The organism is Methanofollis fontis, from assembly GCF_004297185.1.
In the GTDB taxonomy this organism is placed as follows: Archaea; Halobacteriota; Methanomicrobia; order Methanomicrobiales; family Methanofollaceae; genus Methanofollis; species Methanofollis fontis.
Map to the genome: position 1 here is coordinate 423634 of NZ_PGCL01000001.1, position 16551 is coordinate 440184.

16 protein-coding genes are annotated in these 16551 nt (G+C 63.7%); 8 read left to right on the forward strand and 8 right to left on the reverse strand.

Annotated elements, in window-relative coordinates; all coding sequences use genetic code 11:
* Positions 1-295: 295 nt before the first annotated feature.
* The gene (locus tag CUJ86_RS02040; protein WP_130645892.1) at positions 296-1123 is read right to left on the reverse strand and encodes a mechanosensitive ion channel family protein; all 828 of its coding nucleotides are present in this window, start codon (positions 1121-1123) and stop codon (positions 296-298) included.
* Between the two features lie 182 nt (positions 1124-1305).
* On the opposite strand from CUJ86_RS02040, the gene cofH reads away from it, so the two are divergent.
* The gene (gene cofH / locus CUJ86_RS02045) at positions 1306-2385 is read left to right on the forward strand and encodes a 5-amino-6-(D-ribitylamino)uracil--L-tyrosine 4-hydroxyphenyl transferase CofH (protein WP_130645893.1); all 1080 of its coding nucleotides are present in this window, start codon (positions 1306-1308) and stop codon (positions 2383-2385) included.
* Positions 2386-2392: 7 nt separating this feature from the next.
* Here the strand turns inward: cofH and CUJ86_RS02050 are convergent, their stop codons facing one another.
* From CUJ86_RS02050 to CUJ86_RS02075, 6 genes are all read right to left on the reverse strand, one after another.
* Positions 2393-3304: a hypothetical protein gene (locus CUJ86_RS02050; protein ID WP_130645894.1), complete on the reverse strand. Its 912-nt coding sequence runs from the start codon at positions 3302-3304 to the stop codon at positions 2393-2395.
* 218 nt (positions 3305-3522) lie between these two features.
* Positions 3523-6582 (reverse strand): ABC transporter substrate binding protein, encoded by a 3060-nt coding sequence (locus CUJ86_RS02055; protein WP_130645895.1) that lies wholly within the window; start codon positions 6580-6582, stop codon positions 3523-3525.
* Positions 6583-6851: 269 nt separating this feature from the next.
* Entirely contained in the window at positions 6852-7157 is a 306-nt protein-coding gene (locus CUJ86_RS02060; protein ID WP_165394735.1) for a YunC family protein, read from the reverse strand.
* A gap of 15 nt (positions 7158-7172) precedes the next feature.
* Entirely contained in the window at positions 7173-7724 is a 552-nt protein-coding gene (locus CUJ86_RS02065; RefSeq protein ID WP_130645896.1) for a flavodoxin family protein, read from the reverse strand.
* Positions 7721-8176, reverse strand: a complete 456-nt coding sequence (locus CUJ86_RS02070; RefSeq protein ID WP_130645897.1) for a GIY-YIG nuclease family protein — start codon at positions 8174-8176, stop codon at positions 7721-7723. Before CUJ86_RS02070 ends, CUJ86_RS02065 begins: the two co-directional genes overlap by 4 nt.
* On the reverse strand, positions 8173-8772 hold the full coding sequence (locus CUJ86_RS02075; protein WP_130645898.1) for an MBL fold metallo-hydrolase: 600 nt from the start codon (positions 8770-8772) through the stop codon (positions 8173-8175). The genes CUJ86_RS02070 and CUJ86_RS02075 overlap by 4 nt, the downstream gene beginning before the upstream one ends.
* A gap of 25 nt (positions 8773-8797) precedes the next feature.
* Here CUJ86_RS02075 and thiC point away from each other — a divergent pair, with 25 nt between their 5' ends.
* A complete protein-coding gene (gene thiC, locus CUJ86_RS02080) occupies positions 8798-10078 on the forward strand; it encodes a phosphomethylpyrimidine synthase ThiC (RefSeq protein ID WP_130645899.1) in 1281 nt (426 codons plus the stop codon).
* 465 nt (positions 10079-10543) lie between these two features.
* On the opposite strand, the gene purE is transcribed toward thiC, so the two are convergent.
* Positions 10544-10933: a 5-(carboxyamino)imidazole ribonucleotide mutase gene (gene purE, locus CUJ86_RS02085; RefSeq protein WP_130645900.1), complete on the reverse strand. Its 390-nt coding sequence runs from the start codon at positions 10931-10933 to the stop codon at positions 10544-10546.
* Between the two features lie 208 nt (positions 10934-11141).
* Here purE and CUJ86_RS02090 point away from each other — a divergent pair, with 208 nt between their 5' ends.
* The 6 genes from CUJ86_RS02090 (at position 11142) to CUJ86_RS02115 (ending at position 16509) form a co-directional block, all read left to right on the forward strand.
* Positions 11142-12275, forward strand: coding sequence for a pyridoxal-phosphate-dependent aminotransferase family protein (locus CUJ86_RS02090; protein ID WP_130645901.1), 1134 nt, complete (start codon positions 11142-11144; stop codon positions 12273-12275).
* The gene (ribC, locus tag CUJ86_RS02095; protein WP_130645902.1) at positions 12272-12733 is read left to right on the forward strand and encodes a riboflavin synthase; all 462 of its coding nucleotides are present in this window, start codon (positions 12272-12274) and stop codon (positions 12731-12733) included. The genes CUJ86_RS02090 and ribC overlap by 4 nt, the downstream gene beginning before the upstream one ends.
* A 49-nt stretch (positions 12734-12782) precedes the next feature.
* On the forward strand, positions 12783-13190 hold the full coding sequence (ribH, locus tag CUJ86_RS02100) for a 6,7-dimethyl-8-ribityllumazine synthase (protein ID WP_130645903.1): 408 nt from the start codon (positions 12783-12785) through the stop codon (positions 13188-13190).
* Positions 13187-14326 (forward strand): pyridoxal phosphate-dependent aminotransferase, encoded by a 1140-nt coding sequence (locus tag CUJ86_RS02105; RefSeq protein WP_130645904.1) that lies wholly within the window; start codon positions 13187-13189, stop codon positions 14324-14326. Before ribH ends, CUJ86_RS02105 begins: the two co-directional genes overlap by 4 nt.
* A gap of 6 nt (positions 14327-14332) precedes the next feature.
* Positions 14333-16078, forward strand: a complete 1746-nt coding sequence (locus CUJ86_RS02110; RefSeq protein WP_130645905.1) for a PAS domain S-box protein — start codon at positions 14333-14335, stop codon at positions 16076-16078.
* Between the two features lie 65 nt (positions 16079-16143).
* Positions 16144-16509, forward strand: coding sequence for a hypothetical protein (locus CUJ86_RS02115; protein ID WP_130645906.1), 366 nt, complete (start codon positions 16144-16146; stop codon positions 16507-16509).
* Positions 16510-16551: the final 42 nt, after the last annotated feature.

The following is a 16551-nucleotide window of genomic DNA, read 5'->3' on the forward strand; positions in this document are numbered from 1 at the left end:
CGACCCCTATCATATCGATCGGGGGAGCGGGAGGTGAAAACCCCCCGTCCCATGCTGTTCGAAAAAAGCGATTTTCCTCTGCCGGGAGGGGAGTGCCCCTCCCGGACCCACCCCCTCAATTAGATAGAGGCGGGATTGGAGGAATCGGTAGAAGGGGGGGTGAGGGTGTTTGTCCTGAATGGTTCATACACCCCGGCATCTGTCGGGGACTGATGTTTCCCTCCGACCTCCGTCCTGAATCGCCCCCGCCCCAATCATATCGACCGGGGTGCTGCCGTGCAGCCCTGCCGGACGTTCAGTCCTCCTTCATATGCACGTCCACCTGCGGGAAGGGGATCTGGATGCCCGCCTCGTTGAGCTCCTCGAAGAGCATCGTCATCAGTTCGGACTTGACCGGATAGTAGTCTTCGGTATCGGTCCAGCCCCGCAGCTGCAGGATAACAGCTGAATCAGCCATATCCTTGAAGCGGACGAGCGGCGCCGGGGAGGAGTGGATCTTCGGGTGCTTCCGCGCCGCCCTGAGCGCCACGTTCACCGCCTCGCTGATGACCGTATTGTAGGAGACCGAGTACTCGACCACGATCATGCGGGTGGGCATCCTGGAGACATTGACGATCGGGTTGTTCCAGACCTTGCCGTTCGGTATGATCACGCGGGTGTTGTCGATCAGCTTCACCTCGGTGGCCATGATGTTCATGTCCTTCACAAAGCCGCGGTGCCCGGCGATCGTCACCTCGTCCTCGATATCATATGCCCGCGAGGAGGCGATCCAGATGCCTGAGGCGAAATTGTTGATGGTGTCCTGCAGACCGAAGCCGAAGATGAACATCACCACCGCTGATACGCTGAGAATGATTGCATCGATGTCCTCGTCGAGGAAGGCGAGGGCGATGAGCACGACCACGAGATAGAGGAAGAGCTTGATGGCGGTGACGATATGGATCGCCATGATCTGCGGGATCTTCATGTTGTCCCGGGCATACCCCATGATCCGCTTGCTGAGCAGGTGTATGGCGACAAACCCGATGATCAGGCTGAGAAGGGCGAGAGCGATATCTTCGGGCGAGAGTTCCAGGTACCGCATGACGTTGATCGCTGGAAGGGGTATATCCGGGGCGGCCATGTGCAAATCCTCACTGAGTAATGGGTAGATCTTGAATCGAGATTATAAATCAGTTATTAATTGGCTTTTTGAGTAATGAGCTTGTTTTCAACCCCCGTTCGGCCGTTATCCGATATTGTGGGGGGCGATGCAGACCCTCCAGTCACCGCTGGGTTTATATCCCACCCCCCGCAGGGATGGGCATGCTGCAGGCACTGCTGACCGATATCCCGGACGGGCGACGGATGACCGAAGACGAGGCGGCACGTCTCCTCTCCGTGCGGGGGCGGGATGTGTGGGCGATCGCCGCCGCCGCCGATAGGGTGAGGGCGGAGGGCGTGGGCGAGGCGGTCACCTGGGTGTGCAACCAGAACCTGAACGTCACGAACATCTGTGTCAACGCCTGTGAATTTTGCGGATTTTCAAGAAAAAACGGTGATCCGGAAGCATATTTCCATTCCGTGGACGAGGTCGTCTCCCGACTGCGGGCCGCCCGAGGCCGGGGAGTCACCGAGATCTGCACGGTGAGCGGTCTGCACCCCGGTTTCACCGCCGACGACTACATCGATCTCATCCGCCTGATCCGGCAGGAGGCACCCGACGTGCATGTCCATGCCTCCAACCCGCAGGAGGTCGCCTATGCTGCCGCCAGAAGCGGCATGACGACGGCGGAGGTGCTCTCCGCCCTGAAGCAGGCGGGCCTCGGGTCCCTCTGCGGCACCGCCGCCGAGGTGCTGGTGGACCGTGTGCGGGAGGAGATCTGTCCGGGCAAGATCGATACGGCCGAATGGGTGCGGATCATCACCGAGGCCCACCGCATGGGCATCCCCTCCACGGCCACGCTTCTCTACGGGCATATCGAGACGGCGGCCGATATCGCCCGCCACCTCTCGATCATCCGGGAGATCCAGGACGACACCGGGGGCTTCACCGAGTTCGTCCCCCTCTCCTTCATCCCCTGGACGACACCGCTCTACCTCTCCGGGCGCGCCCCGGCAGGCGCCACCGGTCGCCTGGACGTACTCGTGTATGCGGTCGCCCGCCTCTTCCTGGACACCGTACCGCACCTCCAGGCCTCCTGGGTGAAGCTCGGGACGAAGATGGCGCAGGTCGCCCTCATGAGCGGGGCGGACGACCTGGGGGGGACGATGTATGAGGAGTCCATCTCAAAGGGCGCCGGGGCTGCCGGCACCGATTACCTCGACCCGACCGAGATGCGACGGATCGCAGAGGACATCGGGCGCCCGCTCCTCCAGCGGACGACCCTGTACGCTGTTCCGTGACGTTCCTCTACTCCAGCGGCCCTGCACCTTCCAGGCAGTGCCCGTAGACCTGCTCCCCCCACTGCCGGGCTGGCTCCCCCACCGAAAAAAGGCCCTGGAATGCGGTTGCGCCGTCGGTGAAGCCGAGATCGGCGCCTGGCGGCAGATCCGCCACATGCACGCTGAGGTTCCTCGGGAGACTGCCCTCGCTGGCGAGCACACCTGCCGCCTGCCGGGAGAGGATCATCCTCACGTCGGCGCCGCCCTCCTCCACCGTCTGCAGGATCCTGCCGACGGTGTTCCCGGGGATCGAATCGGTGATGTACCGGATGCACGAGGGGGAGGCGAGTGGGTGGTCGGCCTCCAGTTCCAGCCATGCCTGAAGCGCCGGGATGCCGGGACGATAGGCGCCGTCGGAAAAATGCCTGATGCCCAGGAGTGCCCCTTCAGGAAGACCGTCCAGCCGGTTCTCCCGAAAAAATGCCGGCCTGCGCACACAGAACTCCAGGGTGCCCGCCAGGTCGTTAGCGGCGGCGAGGGCCTCCATCCCCTTCCCGGTTATCCTGAGGGTCCTGTTCTGGTGTTCCAGCAGTCCCATCGCTGAGAGCGCCCGGATACGGGGTCTGAGGGTGGAATGTGAGGTGCCGGTGAGGTGTGCAAGCCCGTCCGGTGTCTGATCGCCGCCGACCAGAAAATGGAGGATCTGGATCGGGATCCCCGAACGCCCGAGGCTGCGGATCGTGTTCCATGCCTCGATCATCTCATCGGTCACCCCTTCAACCCCTGCGAAATCTGCCATCCTCCTTACAATGGCCGACCCGATCGGCCTGAGGGCGTAGACATCCCGGTCCTTCGCAGCAATCCCGGTGAGGCAGAGGTGTTTCAGGTCGGGGAGCACCGCATGGGGTCTTGTCCGCAGGGCCCTGCACAGGTCGCCCATGCTCATCTTACCGTCATGCAGGTGAAAAAGAACGCCTGACAATGTCCTGGATGTGAAGAGGGTGGGAAATGAGAGGGCTGATGGGTCTATGGGAGGCTCAAAGGGTGATTCTGAATTGTATCTCATTTTCCTATATATCTATTATCACTCTTCGAGATGCTAATAATACTTTTTATTGAAAAATGTAGAAATAAAAATTTCTTAAATGAGAAAAAATTTCATTTTTGCCCGTTTTGTGCCAGGCGGTCCAGGGTGGCGACCAGGTCACTCATCCTGAAGGGTTTCTGGATGGCGGCGGCAAACCCGAATGCCTCGTACTCCGCCATCACCGGGTCCTGGGAATACCCGCTCGATACGATCGCCCGCACCGACGGATCCAGCTCCTTCAGGCGGAAGATCGCCTCGCGGCCGCCCATCCCGCCCGGCACCGTCAGGTCCAGGATTACGGAGTTGTATGGCTTCCCTTCGGCTATCGCCCGCTGATATGCCGTGATTGCAGTCTCCCCATCCGGCACGGCGTCGACCGAGAAGCCGCGTTTTTCGAGCATGACGGTGATCACGTCCCTGATATGGTGCTCGTCGTCCATGACCAGCACCCGCCCGCGCTCCGTCATCGCCAGATCGTCGATCTCGCTCTCCTCGATGATGGGTGGTTTCTCTGTTGCAGGGAGATAGACCGTGAAGGTCGTGCCCTCTCCCGGTGTTGAGGAGACCTCGATGGTGCCGTCATGTTTTCTGACGATGGAGAGGCAGCTGGAGAGTCCCAGACCGCGGCCGTCCGGTCTGGTGGTGAAGTAGGGATCGAAGATCCGCTGCAGGTTCTGGGAAGCGATCCCGACGCCGGTATCGATCACCTCAACGGCCACATAGCGCCCTGCCGGCAGGTCGGGCACCTCATCGGTCAGATCCCGGTTGCGTGCCCTGATGGTGACCGTCCCGCCGTCCGGCATCGCCTGGGAGGCGTTGAGCACCAGGTTCTGGACCACCTGCGAGATCTGCCCGATGTCCACGTCCACCGGCCAGAGGTTCTCGTCGATCTCACAGGAGGCGCGTGTGTGCGAGCCACGGAGCGTGAAGGTGGCCGTCTCCCGGATCATCTCTTCGAGCCTCCTGGACTGGCGCACCGGCGCCCCGCCACGGGCAAAGGTGAGGAGCTGGGTCGTCAGGTCCCGCGCCCTGAAGAGTGCCGACTCGGCCTCCCTGAGGTATCCGAACCGTTCCTCCTCCGGGTCCACGCCGTCCATGGCGATCTGGAGGTTCCCGAGCACGGCCATCAGGAAGTTGTTGAAGTCGTGGGCGATTCCGCCGGCAAGCAGCCCGACCGACTCGAGTTTCTGGTTCCGGATCCGCTCCTCCTCGGCATGGCGGGCACCGGTGACGTCCCTGAACACGATCACCACCCCCAGGATCCGGCTGTCGCTGCCCCGCACCGGCGCTGCCGAGTCGGCAATCAGCCGTTCGGTGCCGTCCCGCCTGATGAGCACGGTGTCGTCCGGGATCTCGACGATCGCATTCTCCAGCATCACTTTGCGCACCGGGTCGGCGACCGGCGTCCGGCTTTTCTCATCGAAGATCCGCAGCACCTCTGAGAGGGCCTTCCCGCGGGCCTCCGCATCGCTCCATCCGGTGATCACCTCGGCGGCACGGTTGATGAGCAGGATATTGCCGGCGGTGTCGGTGGTGATCACGCCGTCGCCGATCGAGCGCAGGGTGACGCTGAGGCGCTCTGTCTCAGCGGCAAGCCGTTCCTCTGCCGCCGTCCGCTCCCGCACCTCGGTCTGCAGGTCGGCGATCGTCCGGTCCAGTTCGGCCGTCCGATCGCCCACCAGGTCCTCGAGGTGCTGGCGGTAGATATCCAGCTCCAGTTCGGTCCTCTTCCGCTCGGTGATATCGACGTGGGTACCGACCATGCGGAGGGGGGTGCCGTCCTGCCACTCCATGACCTGTCCCCGTCCGAGCACCCATCGCCAGCCCCCTTCTTTGGTATGCAGTCTGAACTCGGTCTTGTAGGGGGGGCCCTCGGGCTCCAGGGCGGACCGCAGTCTGGATATGGTCTGGTCCAGGTCGTCGGGGTGGATCATGGCCTCCCATGTGGTGAAGGAGGAGGGAAATTCACCGGGTTCGTAGCCGAGCATGCGGTAATAGGTCGGGCTGAAATAGGTGGTGTTGTCCTGGAGGTTCCATTCCCAGATGCCGTCTTTCGAGGCTTCGAGTGCCATGGTGAGGCGTTCCTCATTGACCCGAGCCCGTTGTTCGGCCCCCTTCAATTGCCGGTTTGTCAGCACCAGCGTGGCGAGCAGACCGATCAGCACGAGCCCCATGAACCCGCCCACCGCAAGCGTCTGGACCGGCACCTCGATGGTGGTGTCGGGGCGATACAGCACGGTGCTCTCCGGTGGCAGGGCCGATTCCGGGATATCGAAGCGCAGGAGCTGGCGGTAGTCGAAGATCGCCTGCTGCGGGGTCGCCACCACCGCCGGGATCTCCTCCACCGGGGTGCCGTCCAGGATCGCCCGGGCCATCTCCCCGCCGGTCATCCCCTGGTCGCACCCCCGTGTCATCCATCCGCCGACGATGCCGTCGCCGACATAGAAGTCCCAGACGCCATAGACCGGGGCGTCGGTCATGGCGGTGACCAGGGCGGCGGTCTCGTCATAGGTGAACACCCGTCCGTCGGCGTCGGTGTTGTAGGTGAGGAGGAGGACGACGCTGTTCTCCGGTATCTTTTCCAGGGCGGTGCCGAGGTCCTGGAGACTGCGCTCTTTGATCTCGGTGATCCCGATCCAGTTCTGGTAGTGGGGGATGATATCCTTCAGGAGGAGGTCGTTTTCTTTTCCGGCCATGGAGATGTTGTCGTTGACGATGACCAGGTGCTCGGTCCCCGGGTGGAGGTCGAGGGCCAGGTCGATGGTCCGCATGATCTCGTAGTCCTCCATGACGCCGGTGAAGCCCGGATACCCAGGCTCCGTACGGTCAGGGCGCCAGTTCAGCCCGGTGACCACGACCGGCGCCCCCGGGAAGAGGTCGTCCCGGTGCTCGACCAGGAACCGGTAGGCGTCCTCCTCGTCGGCGATGATCACGTCCGGCGGGTCGCTGCGGTACTTGATCCGGTAGACCTCCAGGAGATGATCGAAGTAGTCCTCGCCGGAGGCGCGTTTGGTGTCCATGTACTCGATATGGACGTCGGTATCGGCGTCGGGGGGGAGCACCGAGAGCGCCCCGTCGATCACGTCGTCGGTCCACTCAAATCCCTGGTTGTATGAGGAGAGGATGAGCACGGAGTCTGCTGCGGCGACCGGAGAGAGAATGGAAAGAAACAGAAGGATGCAGATGAGGGGTGTGATCCTGGTCGGGGATATGGACAGACCTCCGGGGGTGGTTGGTTGAATAAAGTCTGATTGCCATCAGATAAGTATTTTATTTAATGATTGTGGGATTTTTTCGTTCCGGCTAATGGCTTTACATTGTTTTTTTGCACTTATCGTACAGATTATGGAGGATAGGGAGGTATTGACGCCAACTAACAGAAAGGGCGGGGAGGGGAGGTTCAGAGGCGCTCCAGGGCCTCTGCCCCGCTCATGCCTGGGGTGATGCCGCGCGCTCTGGCCGGGGCATTGGCCGCTGCCACCGTGCCGTTGAGGAGGTCGTCGATGTCCCGGACGGATTCACCACTCGGGCGGATCCGGGCCGCCGGATAGCCGAAACGTTCGAGTGCGTCCACATCAAACGCCCCGCAGCCGAGCAGACCGTTCTCGGTCTTTGCAAACACCAGGTTGGCCGGGCCGAGGGGGATGACATAGCCCGCCGCCTCCCGCTCCCGGAGAGGGATGGGGATCTCTTCTGTACCCGACACCTGCAGAACCCCCCCTCAGTCGTGGGGCTGGAGGAGGTTGATGATCTTTGCGGCGACGGCGTTGGCCTTTTTCACCGCCCGTTCGTCGGTCATGATCTCGCCGGGCATGTAGGCCTTGCCGCAGACATGGCCGAGATAGGAGTACTGGTGGGTGTTGAGGAAGCCCTCGATCGTCTCGAGCGAACGCTCGCAGCCGCGGTCGGCACAGACGGTGACGGCGACGGCGTTCCTGCCGGCGAGTTTGCGGTCGTGGTAGAAGGAGTAGGTGCGGTCGATGAGGTTCTTCAGCTGGCCGTTGATGTCATAATAGTAGGTCGGCGATCCGATGACGACGACTTCTGCCTCGAGCATCCGGTTGGCGATGTCGCCCCAGTCGTCACCCTCGATCACGCACCATTTTGTTTCTTTGCAGCGTTCACACCCGGTGCATGGCTTGATATCCTTATCGGCAAGCGAGACGAACTCGGTCTCGATGCCCTCCACCTGCACCTTCGCCAGGATGTATCGGATCAGCTGTGCGGTGTTGCCGTCCTTTCGCATGCTCCCTGATATGCCGAGGACCTTCATACATTGAGATTACTCTCCCCCTTATTGGTCTTTCTGGTGAGGGCAATGATGCCGATTTTCCTGAAAGCAGCCTCCACTTCCTCAAAAGGCTCTTTGGTGCGATAGAACAGGTGCGATCCGCAGGTGCAGTCCGTGCACCCGAAGCCGGGGACGGCGTCCCCCCCGATGGTGCGGGCAAGCCGGCACTCCAGCCGTTCTTCGGTCTGACCACAGACGGCGCCGCAAAGCCGGAATGCGGGGGAGAGGAGGAGTCTGTCGATGTGCCATCGCGGCGGGCGGTCCCGTGCGGCGGCGCAACGGGCGTGCCTCCCGACGCGGGCGGGGAGGCCGCCGGGGCCCAGGGCGGAGCCCACATAGAGGTGCCAGCCCTCCCTGAAGGCGACGGTGCCCAGGCGCCCGACCTCCAGGTCGCAGGCCCGGTTCTGGAGGATCAGGCAGTAGATCCCTTTCATCGCATGCCCCGAAGGGCGTATGCCGCCGCCGCGATGTGGCGGGTGCCGCCCGATCGCACCGGTTCGCCGTGGCCCGGGTAGAGCGCCTCCACCTCGAGTTCGCTCAGGCGCCCGATCGAGGCGGCGAGCGCCGCCGCATCGCCGCCGGGGAAGTCGCAGCGCCCGAAGGAGCCCCCGGTGAAGACGGTGTCGCCGGAGAAGAGCGCTCGTTCGTCGGCGTCCCAGAGCGAGATCCCGCCCGGCGTGTGGCCCGGGGTGTGGATCACCGTCATGCCGTTGATCTCCTCCCCCCCGTCCAGGAGGCGGCCAGGCGGGACCATCGGCGCCCTGCCCCCGAAGACCCGGGCCAGGCTGACGGCGTCGCCGGAGAGCCCCCCGGCATCGAGGGCGTGGACACAGATCTCCGCCCCGGTGAGATCGGCGATCTCCCGCAGGAAGGCGATGTGGTCGTAGTGCGTATGGGTGAGCACGATCCGCTCGATCCGGTCGGCATGGGGGGCGAGGGCCATCGGCGTCACCCCGGCGTCGATGAGCACCCCGTTGTGGATGTAACTGTTCGCATAATACCCCTCTCCCGGCAACCACACGACTGGCATGCAGAGATATAAGGACTCCCGACAGATGTGTGTTATGCAGACCCTGATCAAGGAGTCCCTCAGCGGCGTCCCTCCCGAGGTGGAGGCGGTGGCGAGGGACGAGGGGTTGTCGCCACGGCAGGCGGCCAGAGCCGTGACGAGGGGGCGGATCACCATCGCCGCCAATCCCCGCCGCCCGCATCGCCTCTCCGCCATCGGGGAGGGGTGCCGGATCAAGGTGAACGTGAACGTCGGCACCTCGGGGGAGCGGTGCGACCCGGCGCTGGAGATGAGGAAGGCGGCGGCGGCCCTGGCGAACGGCGCCGACGCCCTGATGGACCTCTCGACCGGGGGCGATCTTGTGGCGATCAGGAAGGCGATCCTGAGCCTGGACACCACGGTGGGGACGGTGCCGATCTACGAGGCGGTGCGGCGGGCCGGAAACGCCGCCGATGTGGACGCCGACCTGCTCTTCCGGGTGATCCGGGAGCACTGCCGGCAGGGCGTGGACTTCCTCACCCTCCATTGCGGGGTGAACCAGGAGGCGCTGGCATCGCTCAGGCTCGACCCCAGGATCATGGGGGTGGTCTCCCGGGGCGGTGCGTTCCATGTGGCAATGATGGCCGCCACCGGCGAGGAGAACCCGCTGTATGCGGAGTACGATTATCTCCTCGAGATCCTGAGTGAGAACGACGTGGTCATCTCCCTGGGCGACGGCATGCGGCCCGGCTGCATCTATGACGCCGAGCGCCTGGCGAAGGCGACCGAATACGTCACCCTGGGGGTGCTGGCGAGACGGGCGCTCTCGGCCGGGGTTCAGCGCCTCATCGAGGGGCCGGGCCATATGCCCCTCGACCAGGTCGGCTATAATGTGCAGATGATGAAGGAGATCTGCGACGGGGCGCCCCTCTACCTCCTTGGCCCCCTGGTGACCGATATCGCAGCGGGCTACGACCATGTGGCGGCGGCGATCGGCGGGGCGGTGGCGGCGATGAACGGCGCCGATTTCCTCTGCATGGTCTCGCCGGCCGAGCACCTGGCCCTCCCGGACGAGGACGACATCGTCGAGGGCACCAGGGTGGCCCGCGTCGCCGCCCATGCCGCTGATATCGTCCGTCTGGGCGAGGGCGCCCATACCGGTGCCGACCTGAAAATGGCGCAGGCCCGCCGCCGCCTGAACTGGGACGAGCAGTTCACGGCGGCGATGTTCGGGGAGCACGCCCGCCGGATCCACGAGCGGGACGGCGATCTGGAGACCTGCTCGATGTGCGGCGATCTCTGCGCCGTCAAGATGGTCCGGGATATCCTGGACGAACAGAAGGAATAGGAGGGGGGATTCCCCCAATTTCTGGTTTTTTTGTGGGTTGAATGGCGGGAGCGAGTGCTGATCTCTCCTGAGCGCTTCGGCCGGGAGGGGAGACCCTTCTTGAATCCCCCACTGTCAATACGATTGGGAGTGGGATCGGTGCACTGGACGAGTTCCTCATCTCAGGACCACTTCGATAGCCATCTCCGTCCCTATCGTATTGATCGGGGGGAGTGGGGGGTGGAACCCCCCGTCCAGTGCAGTTCGGGAAAAATAATCCACCCCTGACCGGGAGGAGCGGACCCCTCCCTGACCCACCCCCGTCAATGGGATAGGGCCGGAATTGAGGGTATCGATGGAAGGGGAGGTGGCGTGTATTCTCGAATGACTCCTTTATCCCGGTGTTTGTCCGGGGCGGTCCTCCCCCTCCGGTGTTCTTCCTGCACCCCCCCGTCACCGCTGATCCGGGAGGAGAACACCCCCCCTTCAGACAACCCCAAGAATCCTTGCGGCGAGATGGGCGGCGTTCTCCCCGCCGTCCACGGCCACGCAGGCGACCGGCACGCCTCTTGGCATCTGGACGATGGAGAGGAGGGCGTCGAGGCCCCCCATGAGTGTGCCGGAGACCGGCACCCCGATCACGGGTCGTTTCGTCTTCGAGGCTACGACCCCCGGCAGGGCGGCAGCCATCCCGGCGATGCAGATGAAGATGCGGGCGTCTGAGGAGGCGATGTAGTCGTCGAGGCGGTCAGGATCGCGGTGGGCCGAGATCACCTGCATATCATGGGATATCCCGTATTCTTCGAGCACTTTTACGGCTTTTTCGGCGATGACGGCATCCGAGGCCGAGCCTGTGATGATGGCAACATCGGGCATGGCGAATCGTATGTGATTGTGCGGTCCCGGCGGATTAGATCTTCTGTCCGGGGGAGGGTGCTGATCATCCATGTGGTCGAGGTCGGGCTCCGGAGCGGGGTGTATCTGGGGTATTGAGGGGAAATATCGCCCCCGTTGTCTCCGCACCGTGTGTCCCCCATGAAAACCTACATTGCCCCGGACGGTAAACCAGTACACGCTGATCTGTATGGAAAACGAACGACTCCTGATGCTGCCGGGTCCGGTGCCGGTGCCCGAACGGGTGCGGCAGGCGATGATGCGGCAGGCGATCAACCATCGCGGCCCTGAGTTCGGCGCCGCCTATGAAGCGAGTGTGGACGTGCTGAAGGACTGCTTCGGCACAGAAAACGAGGTCTATATCATCTCGGGCTCGGGTACGGCCGGGATGGAGGCGGCGGTCGCCAATTTCGGCCGGGGCAAAAAGATCGCCTCCCCCGTCAACGGTAAGTTCGGCGACCGACTCCTCAAAATTGCTCAGCGTTACGGCGATGCGACGGCGATCGAGTCCGAATGGGGCACGCCGATCGACCTGGATGCCGTCGCTGAATCCCTGGAGAACGGTGCGGAGATGGTGACGATGGTCCACAACGAGACTTCGGCCGGCATACTCAACCCGGCGAAGGAGGTCGGGGCCCTCGCCCGCAAGCACGACGCCCTCTTCGTCATGGACGGCGTCACCTCGGTCGGCGGCGATGAGGTGCTCGCCGATGACTGGGGCGTGGACGTGGCGATCGTGGGATCGCAGAAGTGCCTGGCCGCCCCCTCGGGATTGGCGGCCGTCGCCGTCTCTGAGCGGGCCTGGGAGCGGATCGTTGAGGATCGCCCCTTCTACCTCGACCTCGCCGCCTACCGGAAGAGCGGCTCGAAGAGCCCGATGGAGACCCCCTACACCCCGGCGGTCCCCCTCTTCCTTGGCCTGGCCGAATCGCTCGCCATTATCCGTGAGGAGGGCATGGCCGCCAGGATCGCCCGCCACCGCCGCATGTCATCAGCGGTCCGCGCCGCTGTATCGGCATGGGGGCTCGACCTCTTCCCGACGCTCGACGCCGTCCACGCCTACTCCAACACCGTCACGGCGGTGCGGATGCCTGAGGGCGTCACCGACAGCGCCCTCCGGGGCACGGTGAAGCGGATGGGGATCGAGATCGCCGGCGGTCAGGACCACCTCAAGGGCAATATCTTCCGGATCGGCTCGATGGGTGCGGTCTCCGCCCCGGAGATTCTGGCCACACTGGCCGCCGTCCAGCACGCCCTCCGCACGGCCGGCGCAAAAGACGTTGGCGACGGCGTGGAGGCCGCTGCCGGGGTGCTCGACGCATGAAGGTCGGGGTGGCCGACACCACCTTCGCCCGCGTGAACATGGGGGCGATCGCCATCGACGAACTGAAGCGTCAGGCGAGCGTGGCGATCGAGCGTACAACCGTCCCCGGCTTCAAGGACCTCCCGGTCGCCTGCAAGAAACTCATCGAGGAACGGGGCTGCGAGATCGTCATCGCCCTGGGCATGCCGGGCGGCAAGGAGAAGGACAAACTCTGCGCCCACGAGGCCTCGCAGGGGCTCATGCTCGCCCAGCTCATGACCAACCGGCACATCATCGAGGTCTTCGTCCACGAGGACGAGGCGAAGGACGACGCCGAACTCGCCTGGCTGGCCGAACAGCGGACGCGGGAGCACGCCGTCAACGCCGTTAATCTCGTCCTCCGCCCCCAGGTGCTCGTCAGACAGGCGGGCAGCGGGCAGCGGCAGGGCTTCGAGGACGCCGGCCCTGCCCGGCAGTAAACCGACAGAATAATCAAAGGATACTCACACGATCAAACAGGAGAGACCCATGGCAATCAAGATCGGCTTTGTGGTCGCGGAGTTCAACCGCGATATCACCTATATGATGGAGATCGAAGGACGGGAGCACGCCCAATTCCTGGGTGCCGAGGTGACCGAGACCATCTATGTCCCCGGCGCCTACGACATGCCCCTTGCAATCAAAAAACTGCTCACAAAGGGCGATATCGACGCCGTCGTCACTATCGGCTGCGTCATTGAGGGGGCGACCCAGCACGACGAGATCGTCGTCCAGCACGCCGCCCGCAAGATCATCGACCTCTCCCTGGAGTACAATAAACCCGTCGCCCTCGGCATCTCCGGGCCGGGCATGACCCGGATGGAGGCCACCGAGCGGATGGATTACGCCAAGCGTGCCGTTGAATCGGCCGTCAAGATGATTCAGAGATTGGAATGAGGGCCCTCTCAGAGAAGGTGGGTGCGGTCGCCCCCTCGGCGACCATCCAGATATCGGATGCCGCAAAACGGATGAGACGGGAGGGGATCGACGTGATCTCCCTCTCCATCGGCGAACCCGACTTTGCGACACCCGAGCATATCGTGGCGGCCTGCTGCGACGCCCTCGCTCGCGGTGAGACCCATTACGCTCCTTCGAACGGGATCCCTGAACTCCTGACCGCCATCGCCGAGAAATCTCGGACCGGGAACGGCATTCCCTGCGAAGCGGCCAACGTAATCGCCACCTGCGGGGCGAAGGACGCCATCTTCCAGGCGATGCAGGCCTGCCTGAACCCCGGCGACGAAGTGGTCCTCCCCGACCCCTCCTGGGTGAGTTATGAGCCCTGCATCCAGATGGCCGGCGGGCGGGCGGTGCACCACCCTCTGCGCTCCCCCTCCTTCCAGATCGACGACGCCATCCTGGAGCGGGTGGGGCCGCGGACCCGGATGATCGTGGTGAACACCCCGTCCAACCCGACCGGCACGGTGCTCTCCCGGCAGTCGTTGCGCCTCGTGGCCGATCTCTGCCAGGACTACGACCTCATCGCCCTCTCGGACGAGATCTACGAGAAACTCATCTACGAGAAGGAGCACATCTCTCTGGCCTCCCTCGACGGCATGGCCGAGCGCACGATCACCGTCAACGGTTTCTCCAAGGCCTATGCAATGACCGGGTGGCGTCTCGGCTGGGCGGTCGCCCCACTGCCGATCCTGCGGCAGATGGCAAAGGTGCAGCAGCATTCGGTCTCCCATCCGCCGACCTTTGTGATGTGGGGCGGTGTTGCGGCCCTCACCGGTGACCAGTCCTGCGTGGAGGCGATGCGGCGCGAGTTCGCCGACCGCCGCAGGTATATGCTCGACGAGTTCGGCGCCATGGACATGACGGTCGCCCCGCCGGACGGCGCCTTCTATGTGTTCGTACAGGTCGAGGGCGACGACATGGCGGTGGCGGAGGAATGGCTCCATTCGGCCCATGTGGCGGCGACGCCGGGCAGCGCTTTCAACGCCCCCGGATGGATGCGCCTCTCCTATGCCGCCTCCCTCCCCTCCCTCAAAGAGGCAGCACGACGGATCCGGCTCTGGAAGAGCAGGTGATTTACCATGAATCAGAAGGGCATATGCGGTCGGGACACCCTGATGGCCCTCCTGATCCTCTTCTTTTTCACCCTCTGCGCCGTTCTCCCGGTATCGGCGGCAGAGGACGGCACGGTCCTCCTCCTCCACTCCTATCATGAGGGGCTCGATTGGCCCGACGATGTCACCGACGGTGTCCGCTCCGTGCTCACCTCCGGCCAGGGGGATATCGACCTCTATGTCGAGTACATGGACACCCCGCGGCTCGGGCAGTCTGATTATGCGGACCGCACCGCCGCTATTTTGGGGCTCAAATATGCCAACCTCACCTTCGACACCATCATCTGCTCAGACGAGTACGCCTTCCACTTCCTGCGGGAGCACCACGACACCCTGTTCCCCGGGACGCCGGTGGTCTTCTGCGGCCTGAACTATTATGAGGACGCCTACCGCGAGGGCTGGGAGAACTGCACCGGCATTGTCGAGGCCTACGACGTCGGCGGCACCATCGACGGCGCCCTCACCCTGGAGCCCGATATCGATACGGTGTATGTGGTGAACGACGCCACCGCCACCGGCCTCTCCAACCGGCAGATCATCGAGAGCCTCTCGGAGGAGTATGCCGGTCGCCTCACCTTTGTCCATTCCACGGACGGAACCCTCGGAGAGGTGCGGGAGGAGGTCCGTACCCTCCCGCCGGACTCGATCGTACTGCTGATGACCTTCTATCGCGGCGCCGACGGAGAGTATTATGAATATGAGGACGCCGCCGCAGCGATCTCCTCTGCCTCCCCGGTGCCGGTCTACGGCGTCTGGGACGTCTATCTGGGCCACGGCATCGTCGGCGGAAAACTCATCTCCGGAGAGAGTCAGGGACGGACGGCCGCCGGGATGGCCCTCCGGATCATGAAGGGCGAGGACCCGTCCTCCATCCCGGTGATCACCGACCTGCAGGGCGAGTATGTCTATGACTATTTCCAGCTCGGCCGCTACAGTCTTGAAAAGGCGCCCCTCCCCGAGGGTGCGGCGGTGGTCAACCGCCCGCCTGGATCGGTGGAGATCGATCGGGGCGTGCTGATCGCGGGCGTCTCGGCGATCGCCGTGCTGGTAATCGCCGTCATCTTTCTGCTCTGTACGATCCGGATCCGGAAACGGGGCGAACGGGCGCTGCGGCGGAGTGAGGAGAAGTTCAGGCTGATCGCCGAACGCACCTTCGACATCATCTTCGCGATGGACCTGCAGGGCCGCTTCACCTATCTCTCTCCCTCGCTCCTCCGGGTGAGCGGGTATGCACCGGAGGAGTGCATGGGCGTGCCCTTCACGAAGACGGTCGATCCGGTGGACCATGAGCGCTGCGCCGCCGCCATTGCCGCAGCCGCCGCCGGAAAGAGCATCGAAGGGCTGGAGGTGCTCTTCCGCAAGAAGGACGGCACCATGATATACCTGGAGATCAACTCCGCCCCGGTGTATGTGGACGGCGTGGTGACCGGGTTCCAGGGCGTGGGGCGTGAAATCACCGAGCGCAAACAGATCGAACATATGCGCTCAGAGGCCTTCGACCAGATCGACCGGAACATCGAGCAGTTCGCCGCCCTGGGCGACGAGATCAGAAACCCTCTGGCCGTTATCGTGGGCGTGGCCGACCTCTACTGTGATAAGGAGCAGGCGGACCGGATCATGGAGCAGACCCGGATCATCGATGCGATCATCACCAGACTCGATATCGGCTGGATCGAGTCGGAGAAGGTGCGGGAGTTCCTCAGGAAGCACTGAGGGATCATTGATATGGCCGGCGAACGACCCCTCCCCATGACAGAAGAGCCCGGGGAGGGACAAGAATGAAGGAGCGGTTCGTGGTGCTCTGGCGGCGGAGCAAAAACGCTCCCTGCCCCTACCGCTCCTCGGACACCGACCGATCCCTCCCCGAACTGCTCAAGGAGATCCTCCCCCTGCTCCGGGAGGGCGGGGTCGAGACGGAGGTGCGGGTGGAGGAGGCGGGGAATGGCGCCGGGATCTTTTTCAACGACCTGCCCCTCGACGACCTGATCGCCATCGCCGGTGGGGCGGAGCGCTACTGTTCGGGGCCGTCCAGGATGGAGGAACTCGGGCGTCCTGACCTGGCATTTGATCCCGATGCGCCGTTCGGCTGCGTCGTCCCGGAGATCCTCTTCAGAAAAGCGGTGCTGCTCGCCCTCGAGGACTGAGCGTCCATCATATATATACGGTGGGGCGCAGAATCGATCTCC